This window comes from Luteimonas sp. 3794, assembly GCF_031456825.1.
Classification (GTDB): domain Bacteria; phylum Pseudomonadota; class Gammaproteobacteria; order Xanthomonadales; family Xanthomonadaceae; genus Luteimonas.
The window spans coordinates 188,896-203,957 of record NZ_JAVDVJ010000003.1 but is presented as its reverse complement, the minus strand read 5'-3'; the positions used below and the strand labels follow the sequence as shown (position 1 = coordinate 203,957).

At 67.6% G+C, this 15,062-nt stretch carries 15 protein-coding genes and 4 tRNA genes; 5 read left to right on the top strand and 14 right to left on the bottom strand.

The window, feature by feature from the left end; translation table 11 throughout:
• Nucleotides 1-147: 147 nt before the first annotated feature.
• From tuf to J2X52_RS07080, 12 genes are all read right to left on the bottom strand, one after another.
• Complete coding sequence (gene tuf, locus J2X52_RS07135) at nucleotides 148-1,338, bottom strand: elongation factor Tu (protein WP_232148027.1); 1,191 nt, start codon at nucleotides 1,336-1,338, stop codon at nucleotides 148-150.
• A gap of 79 nt (nucleotides 1,339-1,417) precedes the next feature.
• Nucleotides 1,418-1,493: transfer RNA gene (locus J2X52_RS07130), tRNA-Thr, on the bottom strand.
• Between the two features lie 35 nt (nucleotides 1,494-1,528).
• Nucleotides 1,529-1,602, bottom strand: a tRNA-Gly gene (locus J2X52_RS07125).
• A gap of 63 nt (nucleotides 1,603-1,665) precedes the next feature.
• Nucleotides 1,666-1,751, bottom strand: a tRNA-Tyr gene (locus J2X52_RS07120).
• Nucleotides 1,752-2,002: 251 nt separating this feature from the next.
• A complete protein-coding gene (gene ychF, locus J2X52_RS07115) occupies nucleotides 2,003-3,094 on the bottom strand; it encodes a redox-regulated ATPase YchF (protein WP_310150748.1) in 1,092 nt (363 codons plus the stop codon).
• Between the two features lie 73 nt (nucleotides 3,095-3,167).
• Nucleotides 3,168-3,749 (bottom strand): aminoacyl-tRNA hydrolase, encoded by a 582-nt coding sequence (gene pth, locus J2X52_RS07110; RefSeq protein ID WP_310150746.1) that lies wholly within the window; start codon nucleotides 3,747-3,749, stop codon nucleotides 3,168-3,170.
• Between the two features lie 45 nt (nucleotides 3,750-3,794).
• Nucleotides 3,795-4,451, bottom strand: a complete 657-nt coding sequence (locus J2X52_RS07105; protein WP_310150744.1) for a 50S ribosomal protein L25/general stress protein Ctc — start codon at nucleotides 4,449-4,451, stop codon at nucleotides 3,795-3,797.
• Nucleotides 4,452-4,534: 83 nt separating this feature from the next.
• Nucleotides 4,535-5,494: a ribose-phosphate diphosphokinase gene (locus J2X52_RS07100; protein ID WP_310150742.1), complete on the bottom strand. Its 960-nt coding sequence runs from the start codon at nucleotides 5,492-5,494 to the stop codon at nucleotides 4,535-4,537.
• A 75-nt stretch (nucleotides 5,495-5,569) separates the two neighbouring features.
• Nucleotides 5,570-5,642 (bottom strand) — tRNA-Gln (locus J2X52_RS07095).
• Between the two features lie 63 nt (nucleotides 5,643-5,705).
• Nucleotides 5,706-6,575, bottom strand: coding sequence for a 4-(cytidine 5'-diphospho)-2-C-methyl-D-erythritol kinase (ispE, locus tag J2X52_RS07090; RefSeq protein ID WP_310150740.1), 870 nt, complete (start codon nucleotides 6,573-6,575; stop codon nucleotides 5,706-5,708).
• A gap of 5 nt (nucleotides 6,576-6,580) precedes the next feature.
• Nucleotides 6,581-7,249 carry a lipoprotein insertase outer membrane protein LolB gene (gene lolB / locus J2X52_RS07085; RefSeq protein ID WP_310150738.1) on the bottom strand — a complete coding sequence of 223 codons (669 nt, stop codon included), beginning with the start codon at nucleotides 7,247-7,249 and terminating at the stop codon, nucleotides 6,581-6,583.
• Complete coding sequence (locus J2X52_RS07080; RefSeq protein WP_310150736.1) at nucleotides 7,246-8,943, bottom strand: tetratricopeptide repeat protein; 1,698 nt, start codon at nucleotides 8,941-8,943, stop codon at nucleotides 7,246-7,248. The genes lolB and J2X52_RS07080 overlap by 4 nt, the downstream gene beginning before the upstream one ends.
• A 91-nt stretch (nucleotides 8,944-9,034) precedes the next feature.
• On the opposite strand from J2X52_RS07080, the gene hemA reads away from it, so the two are divergent.
• The 5 genes from hemA to ppk2 all read left to right on the top strand — a co-directional run bounded on the left by hemA (nucleotide 9,035) and on the right by ppk2 (nucleotide 13,143).
• Complete coding sequence (gene hemA, locus J2X52_RS07075) at nucleotides 9,035-10,333, top strand: glutamyl-tRNA reductase (RefSeq protein WP_310150734.1); 1,299 nt, start codon at nucleotides 9,035-9,037, stop codon at nucleotides 10,331-10,333.
• Nucleotides 10,311-11,393, top strand: a complete 1,083-nt coding sequence (prfA, locus tag J2X52_RS07070; RefSeq protein ID WP_310150732.1) for a peptide chain release factor 1 — start codon at nucleotides 10,311-10,313, stop codon at nucleotides 11,391-11,393. Before hemA ends, prfA begins: the two co-directional genes overlap by 23 nt.
• Before the next feature lie 84 nt (nucleotides 11,394-11,477).
• Nucleotides 11,478-11,999 (top strand): molybdenum cofactor biosynthesis protein B, encoded by a 522-nt coding sequence (moaB, locus tag J2X52_RS07065; RefSeq protein ID WP_310150730.1) that lies wholly within the window; start codon nucleotides 11,478-11,480, stop codon nucleotides 11,997-11,999.
• Entirely contained in the window at nucleotides 11,999-12,343 is a 345-nt protein-coding gene (locus J2X52_RS07060) for a helix-turn-helix transcriptional regulator (RefSeq protein ID WP_310150728.1), read from the top strand. The genes moaB and J2X52_RS07060 overlap by 1 nt, the downstream gene beginning before the upstream one ends.
• 23 nt (nucleotides 12,344-12,366) lie before the next feature.
• Complete coding sequence (ppk2, locus tag J2X52_RS07055) at nucleotides 12,367-13,143, top strand: polyphosphate kinase 2 (RefSeq protein ID WP_310150726.1); 777 nt, start codon at nucleotides 12,367-12,369, stop codon at nucleotides 13,141-13,143.
• A 7-nt stretch (nucleotides 13,144-13,150) separates the two neighbouring features.
• Here the strand turns inward: ppk2 and J2X52_RS07050 are convergent, their stop codons facing one another.
• Both J2X52_RS07050 and J2X52_RS07045 read right to left on the bottom strand, forming a co-directional pair.
• Nucleotides 13,151-13,723, bottom strand: coding sequence for a TlpA disulfide reductase family protein (locus J2X52_RS07050; RefSeq protein ID WP_310150725.1), 573 nt, complete (start codon nucleotides 13,721-13,723; stop codon nucleotides 13,151-13,153).
• Nucleotides 13,720-14,994 (bottom strand): YihY family inner membrane protein, encoded by a 1,275-nt coding sequence (locus J2X52_RS07045; RefSeq protein ID WP_310150723.1) that lies wholly within the window; start codon nucleotides 14,992-14,994, stop codon nucleotides 13,720-13,722. The genes J2X52_RS07050 and J2X52_RS07045 overlap by 4 nt, the downstream gene beginning before the upstream one ends.
• Nucleotides 14,995-15,062 lie beyond the last annotated feature (68 nt).

Sequence of the window (15,062 nt, the reverse complement as noted above, 5' to 3'; positions counted from 1 at the left end):
ACCCTTAGACGGCGAAGGCGGACCGGGGTTCCGGCCCGCCTTGTCGCGGTTTCGACGGGGTTGGCACCCCGTAGAACCCACTGTATCCCGACTTGCGTCGGAATGAACAACGGCCCGGATGCGCAAATGCACATCCGGGCCATTGGATCACTTGATGATCTTGGCCACCACGCCGGCGCCGACGGTACGGCCGCCTTCGCGAATCGCGAAGCGCAGGCCTTCGTCCATCGCCACCGGGTTGATCAGCGTGACCACCATCTTCACGTTGTCGCCCGGCATCACCATCTCGGTGCCTTCCGGCAGTTCACACGCGCCCGTGATGTCGGTCGTGCGGAAGTAGAACTGCGGACGGTAGCCCTTGAAGAACGGCGTGTGACGGCCGCCTTCGTCCTTCGACAGGACATAGACTTCGGCTTCGAACTCGGTGTGCGGCTTGATCGAACCCGGCTTGGCCAGCACCTGGCCACGCTCGACGTCGTCACGCTTGGTGCCGCGCAGCAGCAGACCGGCGTTGTCGCCCGCCTGACCCTGGTCGAGCAGCTTGCGGAACATTTCGACGCCGGTGACGGTCGTCTTCTGCACCGGACGGATACCGACGATTTCGATTTCTTCGCCGACCTTGATGATGCCGCGCTCGATACGACCGGTCACGACGGTGCCGCGGCCCGAGATCGAGAACACGTCTTCGACCGGCATCAGGAATGCCTTGTCGACGTCACGCTCCGGCTCCGGGATGAAGGTGTCGAGGGCGTCGACCAGCTTCAGGATCGACGGCACGCCGATTTCGCTCTGGTCGCCTTCCAGCGCCAGACGGGCCGAACCGTGGATGATCGGGGTGTCGTCGCCCGGGAAGTCGTACTTCGACAGCAGTTCGCGCACTTCCATCTCGACCAGCTCGAGCAGCTCGGCGTCGTCGACCATGTCGGCCTTGTTCAGGAACACGACGATGTGCGGCACGCCGACCTGACGCGACAGCAGGATGTGCTCGCGGGTCTGCGGCATCGGGCCGTCAGCGGCCGAACACACCAGGATCGCGCCATCCATCTGCGCAGCGCCGGTGATCATGTTCTTGACGTAGTCGGCGTGACCCGGGCAATCGACGTGTGCGTAGTGACGCACGGCCGATTCGTATTCCACGTGCGCCGTCGAGATCGTGATGCCGCGCGCCTTCTCTTCCGGCGCCGCGTCGATCTGGTCGTAGCCCTTGAACTCGCCGCCGAAACGCTCCGCACCGATCTTCGTCAGCGCCGCCGTCAGCGTCGTCTTGCCGTGGTCAACGTGACCAATCGTGCCCACGTTCACGTGGGGCTTGGTGCGCTCGAACTTACCCTTTGCCATGGCTGCTCTGTCTCGAAATCTGGTGAGGTGGTGACTGCGTGCCGCGTCGGATCCGCACTGCAAGCGGACCCGCGGAGGATGGTGCTCACGAAAGGAATCGAACCTTCGACCTCCTCCTTACCAAGGAGGTGCTCTACCGACTGAGCTACGTGAGCAACGATGTGGAACTGGGGAACATTGGAACGTTCAATGGAGCGGGAGAAGGGAATCGAACCCTCGTAATCAGTTTGGAAAACTGAGGTTCTACCATTGAACTACTCCCGCACCGGGACCCGCCTACCGCATTACAACCTGTCGCACTGCACTTGTTTCCACCACATCGAAAGATGGTGGAGGGAGGTGGATTCGAACCACCGAAGGCGTAAGCCAGCAGATTTACAGTCTGCCCCCGTTGGCCGCTTGGGTATCCCTCCGGCGCTTTCGTGTTGCCGGTGAAAACAGCCCGCGATTTTGGGGCCAGTTCCCGGTTCTGTCAACGCCGGAAGGCGTTGGACTTCGCCGGACCCGCTGCCTGGCCGATGACCTGTACAGACGGGCGCGCATCTTAACCGGCCCTGCGCCCGGACGCCATCTCCACGTGCGCGATCGGATCGATTTTCCGTGCACTTCTCACACGAAAGGCGCCCTGAAGGCGCCTCTCGCAGAACCAATCTGCCCGCACAGCTCAGACGTTGAAGCGGAAATGCATCACGTCACCGTCCTTGACGATGTATTCCTTGCCTTCCAGACGCCACTTGCCTGCTTCCTTGGCACCGGACTCGCCGTTGTAGCGGATGAAATCGTCGTAGCCGACCACTTCGGCGCGGATGAAGCCCTTTTCGAAATCGGTATGGATGACGGCCGCGGCCTGTGGCGCGGTGGCGCCGATCTTCACCGTCCACGCGCGTACTTCCTTGACGCCCGCGGTGAAGTAGGTCTGCAGCGTCAGCAGGCCGTAGGCCGCGCGGATCACGCGATTCAGGCCCGGCTCGTCGAGGCCCAGATCGGTGAGGAACGCGTCGCGATCGACATCGTCGAGCTGCGAGAGCTCTTCTTCGATCGCGGCCGACACGGGCACCACTTCGGCACCCTCACCCACCGCGCGTGCGCGCACGGCGTCGAGGTGCGGATTGTTTTCGAAGCCGTCTTCCAGCACGTTGGCGATGTACAGCACGGGCTTGGCGGTCAGCAGGAACAGGTCGCGGATCGCCGCATTGTCCTCGTCGGAGAGCTTGAGGGCGCGCACCGGCTGGCCATCGGCCAGGCCCTTGTGCACGCGGCCCAGCACTTCGGCGCGGACCTTGGCGTCCTTGTCGCCGGTCTTGGCCGAGCGCTCGGCGCGCTGCAGCGCGCGTTCGACCGAATCCAGGTCGGCCAGCGCGAGCTCGGTATCGATGGTCTCGATATCGGCGATCGGGTCGACCTTGTTGTTGACGTGGATGACGTCCGGGTTCTCGAAACAGCGCACCACGTGGGTGATCGCGTCGACTTCGCGGATGTGCGACAGGAACTTGTTACCCAGGCCCTCGCCGCTCGCGGCGCCCGCGACCAGGCCGGCGATATCGACGAATTCGACCGCCGTCGGCAGCACCTTCTGCGGCTTGACGATCGCCGCCAGCGCGTTGAGGCGCAGATCCGGCACCGGCACGATGCCGACGTTCGGCTCGATGGTGCAGAACGGAAAATTGGCCGCGGCGATGCCCGCCTTGGTCAGCGCATTGAAGAGGGTCGACTTGCCGACGTTCGGCAGGCCGACGATGCCGCATTTGATGCCCATGACTTGAATCCGGGAGTGGTGATTCGGGATTCGGGATTCGGACAAGCACGCCCGAATCCCGAATCCCCAATCCCTAATCCCTGGGCGTGTGGAGCTTCGTCATCGCATCCATGAAATTGCCATCCATCGCGAGCGGCAGGACGTCGAGCGCCGCGTCGATCGCGCGTCCGATCAGGATGTCGTCGTCGGCGTTCGCGCGGCCCAGCACCCACGGCGTGACCTTGTCCTTGCTGCCCGGATGGCCGATGCCGATACGCAGCCGGTGAAACCGGCCGTGGCCGAGCAGTTGCATCGTGTCGCGCAGGCCGTTCTGGCCGCCATGCCCGCCGTCGAATTTCAACCGCGCGGTGCCCGGCGACAGGTCCAGCTCGTCGTGCGCCAGCAGCGCCTGTTCGGGTTCGAACTTCCAGAACCGCAGCGCGGCGGTGACCGACTTGCCGCTGAGGTTCATGAACGTGGCCGGCTTCAGCAGCCAGACCGGCTGACCGGCGATGTCGATCTTCGCGGTCTCGCCGAACAACTTGCTGTCGAGCCGGAACGACGCGCCCGCCTTCGCAGCGAGTTCGTCGACAAAACGGAACCCGGCGTTGTGCCGGGTCCGTGCATATTCGGGACCGGGATTGCCCAGCCCGACGATCAGTCGCAGTCCTGCCATGGAAGCGGCAACGCAGGCGCGCCCGAAGGCGCGCCCACGCGACGATTACTCGTCGTCCTTCGCGGCCTTGGTGGCCGGGACGTCCGCAGCGGCTTCCTCGGTCTCTTCCGACTCGGCTTCCACGCGGCCGTGCTTGGCGACGACGACGGCGACGTCGTGGTCCGCACCCAGCGCCAGCTCGGGGATCTCGACACCCTTCGGCAGCTTGATCTGCGACAGGTGGACGATATCGCCGACGACCATCGCACCGAGATCGATCTCGATGAACTCCGGCAGATCGCCCGGCAGGCAGGTGATGGTGACTTCGTTGAGCTCGTGGGTGATCACGACGTCGGCAGCCTTGCCGGCCGGCGAGGTGTCTTCGTTGACGAAGTGCAGCGGCACGGCGGTGCGGATCGCCTCGTTCGCGTTCACGCGCTGGAAGTCCAGGTGCATGATCTGCTGCTTGAAGGGATGACGCTGCATGTCACGCAGCAGCACCTTCTGGACGTCACCGTTGAGGCTCAGGTCGAGGATCGAGGCGTAGAACCACTCGTGCTGGCTGGCGAGCCAGACATCGTTGTGGCTCAGCTCGATGCTGACGGGCTTGAGGTCGCCGCCGTAGACGACGGCAGGCACGTTGCCGGCAAGACGGAGGCGGCGGCTCGCACCCTTCCCCTCGTCTTCGCGGCGCTGCACCTTGATTTCATGCGTGGTAGCCATTTTTTTGATTCACTTTTCTGGATTGATACCGCCTCGCGGCGGTGAAGCGTCTCGTCCGCGACCAGACGAGACGTTGCAGCAGGTCAGTCGACGTAGAGCGAGCTGACCGATTCTCCGAACGCGATCCGGCGGATCGTCTCGGCCAGCAGCTCGGCGACGCTGAGCTGGCGGATGCGCGTGCAGTTGCGCGCGGCCTCCGACAGCGGGATGGTGTCGGTGACCACCATCTCGTCGAGCTGCGATTTGTTGAGGTTGTCGATCGCCGGGCCCGACAGCACCGCGTGGGTGCAGTAGGCGACGACCTTGGTGGCGCCCTGCGCCTTGAGCGCGGCGGCCGCGGCGCACAGCGTGCCAGCCGTGTCGACGATGTCGTCGACCAGCACGCAGGTCTTGCCGCTCACGTCGCCGATGATGTTCATCACCGTGGAGACGTTGGCGCGCGGACGGCGCTTGTCGATGATCGCCAGGTCCGCATCGTCGAGGCGCTTGGCGATCGCGCGGGCGCGCACCACGCCGCCGACGTCGGGCGAGACCACGACCATGTTGTCGGTGCCGTGCGCGCGCCAGATATCGGCAAGCAGCAGCGGCGAGGCGTAGACGTTGTCGACGGGAATGTCGAAGAAGCCCTGGATCTGGTCGGCGTGCAGGTCGATCGTCAGCACGCGGTCGGCGCCGGCCGCGGACACCATCTTGGCCACGACCTTGGCGGTGATCGGCACGCGGGTCGAACGCAGGCGACGATCCTGGCGCGAGTAGCCGAAGTACGGGATCACCGCGGTCACGCTGGACACCGAGGCGCGCTTGAGCGCGTCGATCAGCACCAGCAACTCCATCAGGTTCTCGGCCGACGGCGCACTGGTCGGCTGGATCACGAACACGTCCTGGCGACGGACGTTCTCCTCGATCTCGACCTGGACCTCGCCATCGGAGAACGTCGACACCAGCGCCTTGCCCTGGCGCACGCCGAGTTCACGGCACACGGCCTCGGCCAGCGGGCGGTTCGAATTGCCCGAGAAAATCAGGAGATTGCGTTCTTCTTTCATGTCTGCAGTTCCGCGTCGCTCTGACCGAGCGGATGGAGGAGTGGCCGTGCCGGCACATGGCACAGACACGGGAATCAGGGGCGGCAGGATTCGAACCTGCGAATGCCGGGATCAAAACCCGGTGCCTTAACCACTTGGCGACGCCCCTTCAGAAATCCGGAATTAGGAATTCGGGATTGGGGAATCGGACATGCCGTCGAATCCCCAATCCCTAATCCCGAACGCCGGCCTCCAATGCATCCAGCAACGGCGAGCACGCCGCGCCGCCGACCACACGGGACGACACCCGCGACGCGACCCGCATCTGCGCGGCCTCGGCGGATTCGCGCGTGGCGAACTCGACGAAGCAGCCGCTGCCCGTCCCGGTCAAGCGTGGCGACCCGACCTCTGCCAGCACCTTGAACACAGCCTCGACGGCGGGTTCGCGGTGACGCAGGACCGACTCGAACGCGTTGCCGAGCGACGCACCTGAAACGAAGTCGGCCATTGTCGCGGGTGCAGCATTTCGCGTCAATTCAGGGCACTGGAACAGCGCCGCGGTATTCACGTGCACGCCGGGATCGGCAAGCAGGTACCAGGCCGGCGGCAGGTCGATCGGCACCAGCGACTCCCCCACGCCTTCCGCCCAGGCATTGCGACCGCGGATGAACACCGGCACATCGGCGCCCAGCGCGAGGCCCAACCCAGCCAGGCGGTCGTCGCCGAGACTCAGCTGCCACAGCTGGTCGAGGGCGCGTAGAACAGTCGCCGCGTCGGAGGATCCACCCCCCAACCCGGCGCCGGATGGAATCCGCTTTTCGACGCAGATGTCCACACCTTGCGCCACGTTCACTTCTTTTTGCAGCACAAGCGCCGCCCGGACGACGAGATCATCCGCCTCGGCGAGGCCCGGAACGGAATCACCGATCCGGCGGATCCGGCCATCGGCGCGCGGCCGCAGGCGGATCGTGTCGCCCCAGTCGAGCATCCGGAACACGGTCTGCAGCGCGTGATAGCCGTCGGCGCGGCGGCCGGTGATGCGCAGGAACAGGTTCAGCTTGGCCGGGGCCGGCCAGATCGACCAGCCACCGGCGGCGTCCATATCGCTCATGGCGTCGAAAGCATGCCCGCGGCGCCGCCGCGCGCCCAGCTGTCGACGATCAGGCGCACGCGCGCATCGCCGCGCTGGGCATTGATCCGCGTCGGCAGCGCCAGCACGGCGCCGGAAGCGCTGTCGGGCTGCCACTCGAGGTAATCGATCGTCCAGCCATCCTGCTGCAGGCGCGCCAGCCGACCACCCGCATCGAAAGCGACCTGGGCTGCGCCCGTGTCGGCACGCATCCCCGCAGCCCAGGCCGCCATTGCCGCAACCGGAATCTCGAAGCCGGTCGCCTCGCGCAACAGCAGCCCCACGTCGACACCCTCGCGCGGCCCGCCATCGAGGCCGTCGATGCGCGCGCCCTGCGGGCCACCTTCCAGTTGCCAGCTCTGCCGGGTCACCGGCGCGCTCAGCGTCACCCGGTACTCCGCGCCGGTCTGCACCCAATCGATGCGCCCGCTGCCGCCATCGCGGCCATTGGACATCGCCACGCGCCCGTTGAATGCAAGTTGCGGCAGCGAGCGCACGGCGTTTTCACGCGCGGCGAGCCGGGCCTGCGCATCGGCAAGGGCGGCGGGTGCGAGCTCGACCGTCTGCAGCGGCGCCCGCACCGGCACGCTGGTGCAGGCAGCCAGCCCCAGGGCCGCCACCGCGGCCATCAGCATCCGGACGTTCATGCGCCGGTCTTCTCCAGCGCGCGGATCAGCGAGCGGTTCTCCGGATCGATACCACGGGCTTCATCGAAGTACCTGCGCGCTTCGTCGTGGCGACCGAGCACCCACAGCACTTCGCCGATATGCGCGGCGACTTCGGCATCCTTCATCATCGAGAACGCACGGCGCAGTTCGACCAGGGCGTCCTCGTTGCGGCCGAGGCGATACAGCACCCAGCCATAGCTGTCGATGATCGCGGCATTGTCGGGCTCGGCCACGCGCGCGCGGTCGATCAGTTCCAGCGCTTCGGTGTAGCGCGTGGTGCGGTCGGCGAGCGTGTAGCCGAGCGCGTTGAGCGCGGCGACGTTTTCAGGGTCGGCCACCAGCACGCGGCGCAGGTCGGCCTCGGCGCGCGGGATGTCGTCGCGGCGCTCCCACATCAGTGCACGCGAATAGAGCACCGCCGGATCGTCCGGCATCGCCGCGAGCCCGCGGTTGTAGACATCGAGCTCGGCCGGGTCGTTGTCGTTCTGCCGCAGCTCCGCCTCCAGCAGATAGGCGTTGCGGCGCATGTCTTCATCAGACCCGCCGTCGGACTGCAGCTCCCGAAGCCGGGCCCAAGCATCGTCCTTGCGGTCGAGTTCGTGCAGCACCCGCGCGCTGCGTAGCCGCGCCTGCGCGCGTTCGGCGCCGCCGGGCACGGTCTGGTACCAGTCCAGGGCCTCGTCGTACTGCTCCAGATACTCGGCCATCTGCCCCAGCAACAGGCGCTGGGCCGGATTGGGCGTCAGCGCGACGGCCTTGACCTCGTCGTACAGCGCGGCCAACGCGGCCTTGTTTTCGCCGCGCGCCAGCAGCGAGGCGCGCAGGACATAGGTGCGACCGTCCTGCGGGCCCATCGCGAGCGTGCGCTCGGCGTCGGTGAGATCACCGAGGGCTTCGTACTCGCTGGCGATTCCCATGCGCAGATCAGGCCCGATCAAGGCCGCATCGCCCAGGGCAAGCAAGGCCTGCCGCGCCTCGTCCGCGCGACCGGACTCGCGCAACTGGCTCGCGCGCAGCAGCGCGACGCGTGGCTCGCCCGGGAAGCGCGCCACGATGCTCTCGAGGATGCGCTCGGTCAGGTCGGTCCGGTCCAGCCGCTGGGCGAGCCCGCCGAACGCCATCCACGCCTGCAGGACATCGGGGATCGCGCCGCTGTCGACGAGCTGGCCGAGCAGGCGCGTGGCCTGCGCCTGGTCGCGGGCGCCGCCGCCCAGCACGGTAAACGCATGCCGCCAGCCGGCCGGATCGTCGCTGCGCAACAGTGCTTCCAGCTGGCGACGGGCGACCCGGTCGCGACCGGCGCGCAGCGACAGCGTGGCCTCGGCGGCGCGCATCGGCAGCGAGTCGGGGGCGTGGCGACGCCACAGTTCCAGCGCCTGAGCGGCGCGGCGGTCGTCGCCGGCCAGCAGCGCGATACGGGTGGCGCGCTCGGCCAGACCAGGATCGCCATCCGACTGGCGGGCAGCATCGAGGTACCAGTTGGCGGCCTCGTCCAGCCGACCGGCCTGGACCGCGAATTCGCCGGCGAGCGTCGCGCCCAGCAGATCCTGGTGGAGGGGGTCGTTGCGGTCGAGATCGCCGCGTTGGGCGTGGGCCGCGCAGGCCAGTCCCAGCAGGGGCACCAGCAGTGCCGCGCGCAGCCGCGCGGTCCGGGGCGGAGAGAAAACGGGCATCTGGAGCAACCGGGCCGTAAAATGGGCGCCTTCGTCCGCAGCTTATCGCAAGCGCCTGAACGGAATCGCCTTCCGACAGGCACGCCAGCCCATGAGCCTTTACGCACTCGGCATCAACCACCAGACCGCGCCGGTCGCCCTGCGCGAACGGGTGGCGTTCGCCGGTGATGCGCTCGATGCGGCGCTGGCCCAGCTGCGTGCATTGCCGGCGGTGCGCGAGGTCGCGTTGCTGTCGACCTGCAACCGCACCGAGCTGTACGCGGTGTGCGACGACGACGGCAGCGCGCTGGCGCGCTGGCTGGCGACGCATCCCGGCGACGATGCGTCGCTGGCCGGCGGCTCGCTGCAGGCCTACCTCTACCAGCATCGCGGCGCCGATGCGGTGCGGCATCTGTTCCGCGTCGCCACCGGTCTCGATTCGCTGGTGCTCGGCGAGCCGCAGATCCTCGGGCAGGTGAAGCAGGCCTGGGCCAGCGCGCGCGCAGCCGGCACCCTCGGCAGCGATCTCGACCGCGTGTTCCAGCATGCCTTCGTCACCGCCAAGCGCGCCCGCAGCGAAACCCGCATCGGCAACAGCCCGGTGTCGGTCGCATCGCTCGCCGTGCGGCTGGCGCAGGAGTCGTTCGCGCGCCCGGCCGATTCGGCCGTGCTGCTGATCGGCGCCGGCGAGACGATCGAACTGGCCGCGCGCCATCTGGCGCAGGCCAACGTCAAACGCCTGCTGATCGCCAACCGCACCTACGCGCACGCGCAGGAACTGGCAGCGCGCCACGGCGGCATCGCGCTGCCTCTCGACGAACTCGACCGGCATCTGTTTCTCGCCGACATCGTGCTGTCGGCGACCGCCAGCCGCACGCCGATCATCGGCCGCGCGCAGGTCGCCGCGGCGCTGGACGCGCGCAAGCACCGGCCGATGCTGTTGATGGATCTGGCGGTGCCGCGCGATATCGCGCCCGACGTGGCCGAACTGCGCGACGTGTTCCTCTATACCGTCGACGATCTGGAGCGCACGCTCGACGACAACCGCCGCGGACGTCGCGAAGCCGCTGCCGATGCGGACGCGATCATCGACCTGCAGGTCACCCGCTTCAGCGAATCGAATGCCGCGCGCGGCCGGTTGGCGCCGGTCAAGCGCCTGCGCGCGCACGGCGAAGCAGTCCGCGGCGAAGCCCTCGCCCGCGCCCGCCAGCAGCTCGCCGCCGGTCAATCACCCGACGCCGTGCTGGAACTGCTGGCCCATACCCTGACCAACCGGCTGCTGCATCTGCCCACCACTGCCCTGCGCGAGGCCGCGATGCGCGGCGACGACACCCTGGCCGACAGCCTCGACGCCCTGCTGCCGCCCGAACCCGAGCCCCGGACACCCGATGCTGCCGACCCTGCGCCGTAAGCTCGAAGCGCTGGCCGAACGCCGCGAAGAACTCGAACGCCTGCTGTCCGACCCTGCGACCGTCGCCGACCAGGCGCGTTTCCGTGCCCTGTCGCGCGAGTTCGCCCAGCTCGAACCGCTGTCGAGCGCCCTGGCCGACGAGCGCCGCGCACTCGACGATCGCGACGCCGCGCGCAGCCTGCTCGACGACGCCGACATGCGCGAGATGGCCGAGGAGGAGATCGCCGCCGCCAACGCGCGCCTGGAAACGCTGGAAGCCGATCTACTGGCGCTGCTGGTGCCGCGCGACGCGCGCGACGACGGCGGCTTCTATCTCGAGATCCGCGCCGGCACCGGCGGCGACGAAGCGGCGATCTTCGCCGGCGACCTGTTCCGCATGTACCAGCGCTACGCCGAGCGGCAGGGCTGGCGCGTGGAAGTGGAATCGGCCAGCACCGGCGAACACGGCGGCTTCCGCGAAGTCATTGCCGCAGTCGACGGCAGCGGCGCCTACGCGCGTCTCAAGTTCGAATCCGGCACCCATCGTGTGCAGCGCGTGCCGGAAACCGAATCGCAGGGCCGCATCCACACCTCGGCCGCCACGGTCGCGATCATTCCGATCGAGGACGCAGGCGAGCCGATCGAACTCAATCCCGCCGACCTCAAGGTCGATACCTTCCGTTCGTCCGGCGCCGGCGGCCAGCACGTCAACAAGACCGACTCTGCGATCCGGATCACCCACATCCCGACCGGGCTCGTCGTCGAATCGCAGACCGAACGCAGCCAGCACGCCAACCGCGACAAGGCGATGAAGCGCCTGCGCGCGATGCTGGCCGACGCGGAAGCCGAACGCCGCGCGGCCGCGACGGCCGAGGTGCGCAAGCTGCAGGTCGGCAGCGGCGATCGCAGCCAGCGCATCCGTACCTACAACTATCCGCAGGGGCGGATCACCGACCACCGCATCGAGGGTCTCACCCTGTATGACCTGCCGAACGTGCTCGAAGGCAATCTCGACGGACTCATCGCGCGGCTGTCGCAGGAACACCAGGCCGACGAGCTGGCGCGCATGACCGCGCAGTGAGCCCCGCGCGACGCAGGCCGCGCTGACCCGCGTCGACCGCGTGTCGCGATGCGGCCTTCCGTGGCGGTGGGGTACCCTCGCCGCATGAGCAGCCAGACCGATTTCATCCCTCTCCAGATCTGCGTGCTGACGGTCTCCGACAGCCGCACCCTTGCCACCGACAGCTCCGGCGACTACCTCGTCGAATCGTTGACCGGCGCGGGCCACACGGTGGCCGAGCGCGCCCTGCTGCCCGACGATCGCTACGCGATGCGCGCGCTGGTGTCGAAGTGGATCGCTGATGCCAACGTCGACGGCATCCTCGTCACCGGCGGTACCGGCTTCACCGGCCGCGATTCCACGCCCGAAGCCTTGTTGCCACTGCTCGACAAGGAGATGCCCGGCTTCGGCGAGCTGTTCCGCGCGGTGTCGGTCGAGGAGATCGGCACATCCTCACTGCAGTCGCGCGCGTTTGCCGGCCTCGCCAATGCGACCTTTGTGTTCGCCCTGCCCGGCTCGACATCGGCCTGCCGCACGGCGTGGGAGAAGATCGTCCGCCACCAGCTCGACGCGCGCACCAAGCCCTGCAATCTGGCGACGATCCGTCCGCGCCTGAAAGAAGTCTGATGACGATCGACCAGACGCTGCGCCTGCTCGCCAAGGCCCGTGGCCTGACCGCCGCGGAGATCGCCGCGGCGATTCCGCGCGTGGGCGCAGCCACGGTTTCGGCCTGGATGCGCGGCGAGAAAACACCCGGCAGCGCCCAGCTCGATGCACTGGCGCGCGCGTTCGGCGTGCCCGCGGGGGCGTTGCTGGCGACGCTTGCCGCCACGCTCGACCCGGCGCGCACTAGGGGCGAACACGATCTGCTTGCCGCGTACCGCACGCTCAATACCCGCCAGCAGGGTGCCTTGCTGGAAGTCGCGCGGACCATGGCGCAGGCGCCGCCGCGCAAATCCCGCGGCGACTAGCGAACCACCGAACTGGAGCCCGCATGAAACCGCTCAAGCGCAAAGCGTACGAAGCCGCTCTCGAACCGATGCAGATCGAGCTGGCGGCCATGGCGCGCTGGCTGCAGCACAGCGGCCGTCGACTGGCGGTGCTGTTCGAAGGCCGCGACACGGCGGGCAAGGGCGGCGCCATCCAGGCGTTTGCCGAACATCTCAACCCGCGCCAGTGCCACGTCGTCGCCCTGCCCAAGCCCAGCGACCGCGAATCCGGCCAGTGGTATTTCCAGCGCTACGTCACGCACCTGCCTGCGGCCGGCGAGATCGCCCTCTTCGACCGCAGCTGGTACAACCGCGCCGGCGTCGAATCGGTGATGGGCTACGCGACGCCCGCGCAGGTCGACACCTTCCTGGCCCAGGTGCCGGCATTCGAACGCCAGCTGGTCGACGACGGCATCCTGCTGTTCAAGTACTGGCTCGGCTGTGACCAGGCGCAGCAGGAAACCCGGTTCGCCGAGCGCCTGCACGACCCGCTCAAACGCTGGAAGCTGTCACCGGTCGATGTCGCCGCGCGCACGCGCTACGGCGATTACACGCGTGCCCGGGACACCATGCTGCGCGCCACCCACACCGAACACGCGCCGTGGACGCTGGTGGATTTCAACGACCAGCGGCGCGGACGCCTGACCCTGATCCGGGATCTGCTCGACCGCCTGCCCGACTGCCACGTCGACGCGCCGCCGCTGCGCTTTCCACGCCTCAGGCGCAAACCTGAGCCGGAGCGTTACGAGGTGCTCCCACCGCTGCCACCATTCAAGGACTGAACGCGGCTCAGGCCTCGATCGTGGGACCGCCGGCGCCTGCAATCATGGTTTCCAGGCCTTCAGCGGTCACCGGCCCGAGGATCTTTTCGACCACCTGTCCTTCGGGGCCGATCAGATACGTCATCGGCAGGCCGGGCGGTGTATCGAAATCCGCGGGCGGGTCGAAGGTGTCGATGATCGCGATCGGGTAGACCACCGGATGCTTCTGCAGGAAGGCGCGCATGTCGTCGGGCTCGATGTCCTCGTAGGCCAGCCCGATCACCTGGATGTGTTCGCGCATCGCATCGAGCGCCGACAGTTCCGGCATCTCCTTCAGACAGGGCGCACACCAGGTCGCCCAGAAATTCACGATCACCCACTGGCCGCGATGTGCAGCGAGATCGAAGCGACCGCCGTCGAGTGTCTCCACCTGCAACGCGGGATGCGTCCTGGACGCCGACGCGGCCACTGCATCGGTCGAGGCGGGCGCGGATGTGGGCGTCGCACCATCACCAGCCGCGTTGTTCGTCGAGGTCTGCCCGTCGGGCTTGCAGGCGGCGAGCAGGATGGCGAGTGCGACACAGGGAACAAGGCGGTTCATGCGGAAATCTCCGGGGAATCGTAGAGGCTGCCGACCCGCCGCTTGAGCAGGTCGCGCAGCGGAATGCGCAGGTCGTCGAGGGCGGCGGACACCGTCACGCCGAGCGCATCGTCGCGGCACGGCAGATGGGCTTCGGCAATGGGCACACGCAGCTCGCAGGCTTCGTAGAGTTCGCCGAGCGTCAGGCCATCGAGGTCACGCGCGAGCAACCACTCGCCGGATTCGGCCCGGCGCAGCAACGCGATCTCCTCCAACTGCGCAAGCATGTGCTGCACCAGCGCATCGGTGAGCATCGGCTCCAGCGCCTGGATCTCGTCGCTGTGCAGGCCCCGCCCCTGGGTGCGCGCGGCCGCAAAGCGGCCCAGCATCCGCAGCAGGCCATAGAACTCGAAACCCGCAGGCAGGCGCATGTGCGCAGGCTGGTAGCGGAAGGCGGAGATCGACGCGGCGAACGAGGCGCCGAGCAGGATCGCCACCCAGCTCAGATACACCCACAGCAGGAAGATCGGCAGGAACGCGATCTGTCCGTAGATCTTCTCGTAGGCGTCGAAGCTGCCGAGGTAGAGGCCGATTGCCCACTTCACGACTTCCGACAGCAGCACCGCCAGCGTCGCGCCGGCCAGCGCATGCCGCCATTGCACGGTGCGATGCGGCACCACGCGGAAGATCGTCGTGAACGCAGCCAACTCGATCAGCATCGGCGCCGCCCACAGCATCAGGCCACGCAGCAGGCGTCCCGAATCGGTACTGAAGATCTCCAGCGCGAAGAACCGCGCAGACACCGCCAGGCTGGCCGTCGCCACCAGTGCGCCCAGGGTGAGCACGGTCCAGTAGACAAGGAAGCGCCCGAATGTGGGCCGCGCCGACTTCACCCGCCAGATGCGGTTGAACGTGGTCTCCACGCTGAGCAGGGTAACCAGCACCGAGATCACCAGCGCGATCACGCCGATCGTCGTCAGCTGGCCGGTGTTGGTCGACAGCTGCAATAGCACCTGCTCGACCGCGCGCGCCGAGTCGGGCACGAAGTTGGAGAAGATGTAGTCGCTGAGCTGGTCGCGCCACTGGCCGAACGCCGGAAACACCGACAGCACGCCGAACACCACCATCGACAGCGGGACCAGCGCGAACACCGTGGTGAACGCGAGCGCGCCGGCGGCTTCGAACAGACGGTCGTCGAGGAATCGACGCCACAGAAAGCGCGCGAAACTCAGCGCGCGTGCGCGGTCCGCCATCCGTTCGGTCCAGCGGTTGAAGGTGGCGAGTGGCTCCATCGGCGAAGCGTAGCAAAGCGCTTGGGTGGGCATGCATGGGCCGTGGCTTTGCGCGGCACCGTCCTCTT

What these genes read in the sequence shown, in the direction of transcription:
- tuf (WP_232148027.1), bottom strand. Translation starts at nt 1,338, where the DNA reads ATGGCAAAGGGTAAGTTCGAGCGCACCAAGCCCCACGTGAACGTGGGC.
- ychF (WP_310150748.1), bottom strand. Translation starts at nt 3,094, where the DNA reads ATGGGCATCAAATGCGGCATCGTCGGCCTGCCGAACGTCGGCAAGTCG.
- pth (WP_310150746.1), bottom strand. Translation starts at nt 3,749, where the DNA reads ATGGCAGGACTGCGACTGATCGTCGGGCTGGGCAATCCCGGTCCCGAA.
- J2X52_RS07105 (WP_310150744.1), bottom strand. Translation starts at nt 4,451, where the DNA reads ATGGCTACCACGCATGAAATCAAGGTGCAGCGCCGCGAAGACGAGGGG.
- J2X52_RS07100 (WP_310150742.1), bottom strand. Translation starts at nt 5,494, where the DNA reads ATGAAAGAAGAACGCAATCTCCTGATTTTCTCGGGCAATTCGAACCGC.
- ispE (WP_310150740.1), bottom strand. Translation starts at nt 6,575, where the DNA reads ATGGACGCCGCCGGTGGCTGGTCGATCTGGCCGGCCCCGGCCAAGCTG.
- lolB (WP_310150738.1), bottom strand. Translation starts at nt 7,249, where the DNA reads ATGAACGTCCGGATGCTGATGGCCGCGGTGGCGGCCCTGGGGCTGGCT.
- J2X52_RS07080 (WP_310150736.1), bottom strand. Translation starts at nt 8,943, where the DNA reads ATGCCCGTTTTCTCTCCGCCCCGGACCGCGCGGCTGCGCGCGGCACTG.
- hemA (WP_310150734.1), top strand. Translation starts at nt 9,035, where the DNA reads ATGAGCCTTTACGCACTCGGCATCAACCACCAGACCGCGCCGGTCGCC.
- prfA (WP_310150732.1), top strand. Translation starts at nt 10,311, where the DNA reads ATGCTGCCGACCCTGCGCCGTAAGCTCGAAGCGCTGGCCGAACGCCGC.
- moaB (WP_310150730.1), top strand. Translation starts at nt 11,478, where the DNA reads ATGAGCAGCCAGACCGATTTCATCCCTCTCCAGATCTGCGTGCTGACG.
- J2X52_RS07060 (WP_310150728.1), top strand. Translation starts at nt 11,999, where the DNA reads ATGACGATCGACCAGACGCTGCGCCTGCTCGCCAAGGCCCGTGGCCTG.
- ppk2 (WP_310150726.1), top strand. Translation starts at nt 12,367, where the DNA reads ATGAAACCGCTCAAGCGCAAAGCGTACGAAGCCGCTCTCGAACCGATG.
- J2X52_RS07050 (WP_310150725.1), bottom strand. Translation starts at nt 13,723, where the DNA reads ATGAACCGCCTTGTTCCCTGTGTCGCACTCGCCATCCTGCTCGCCGCC.
- J2X52_RS07045 (WP_310150723.1), bottom strand. Translation starts at nt 14,994, where the DNA reads ATGGAGCCACTCGCCACCTTCAACCGCTGGACCGAACGGATGGCGGAC.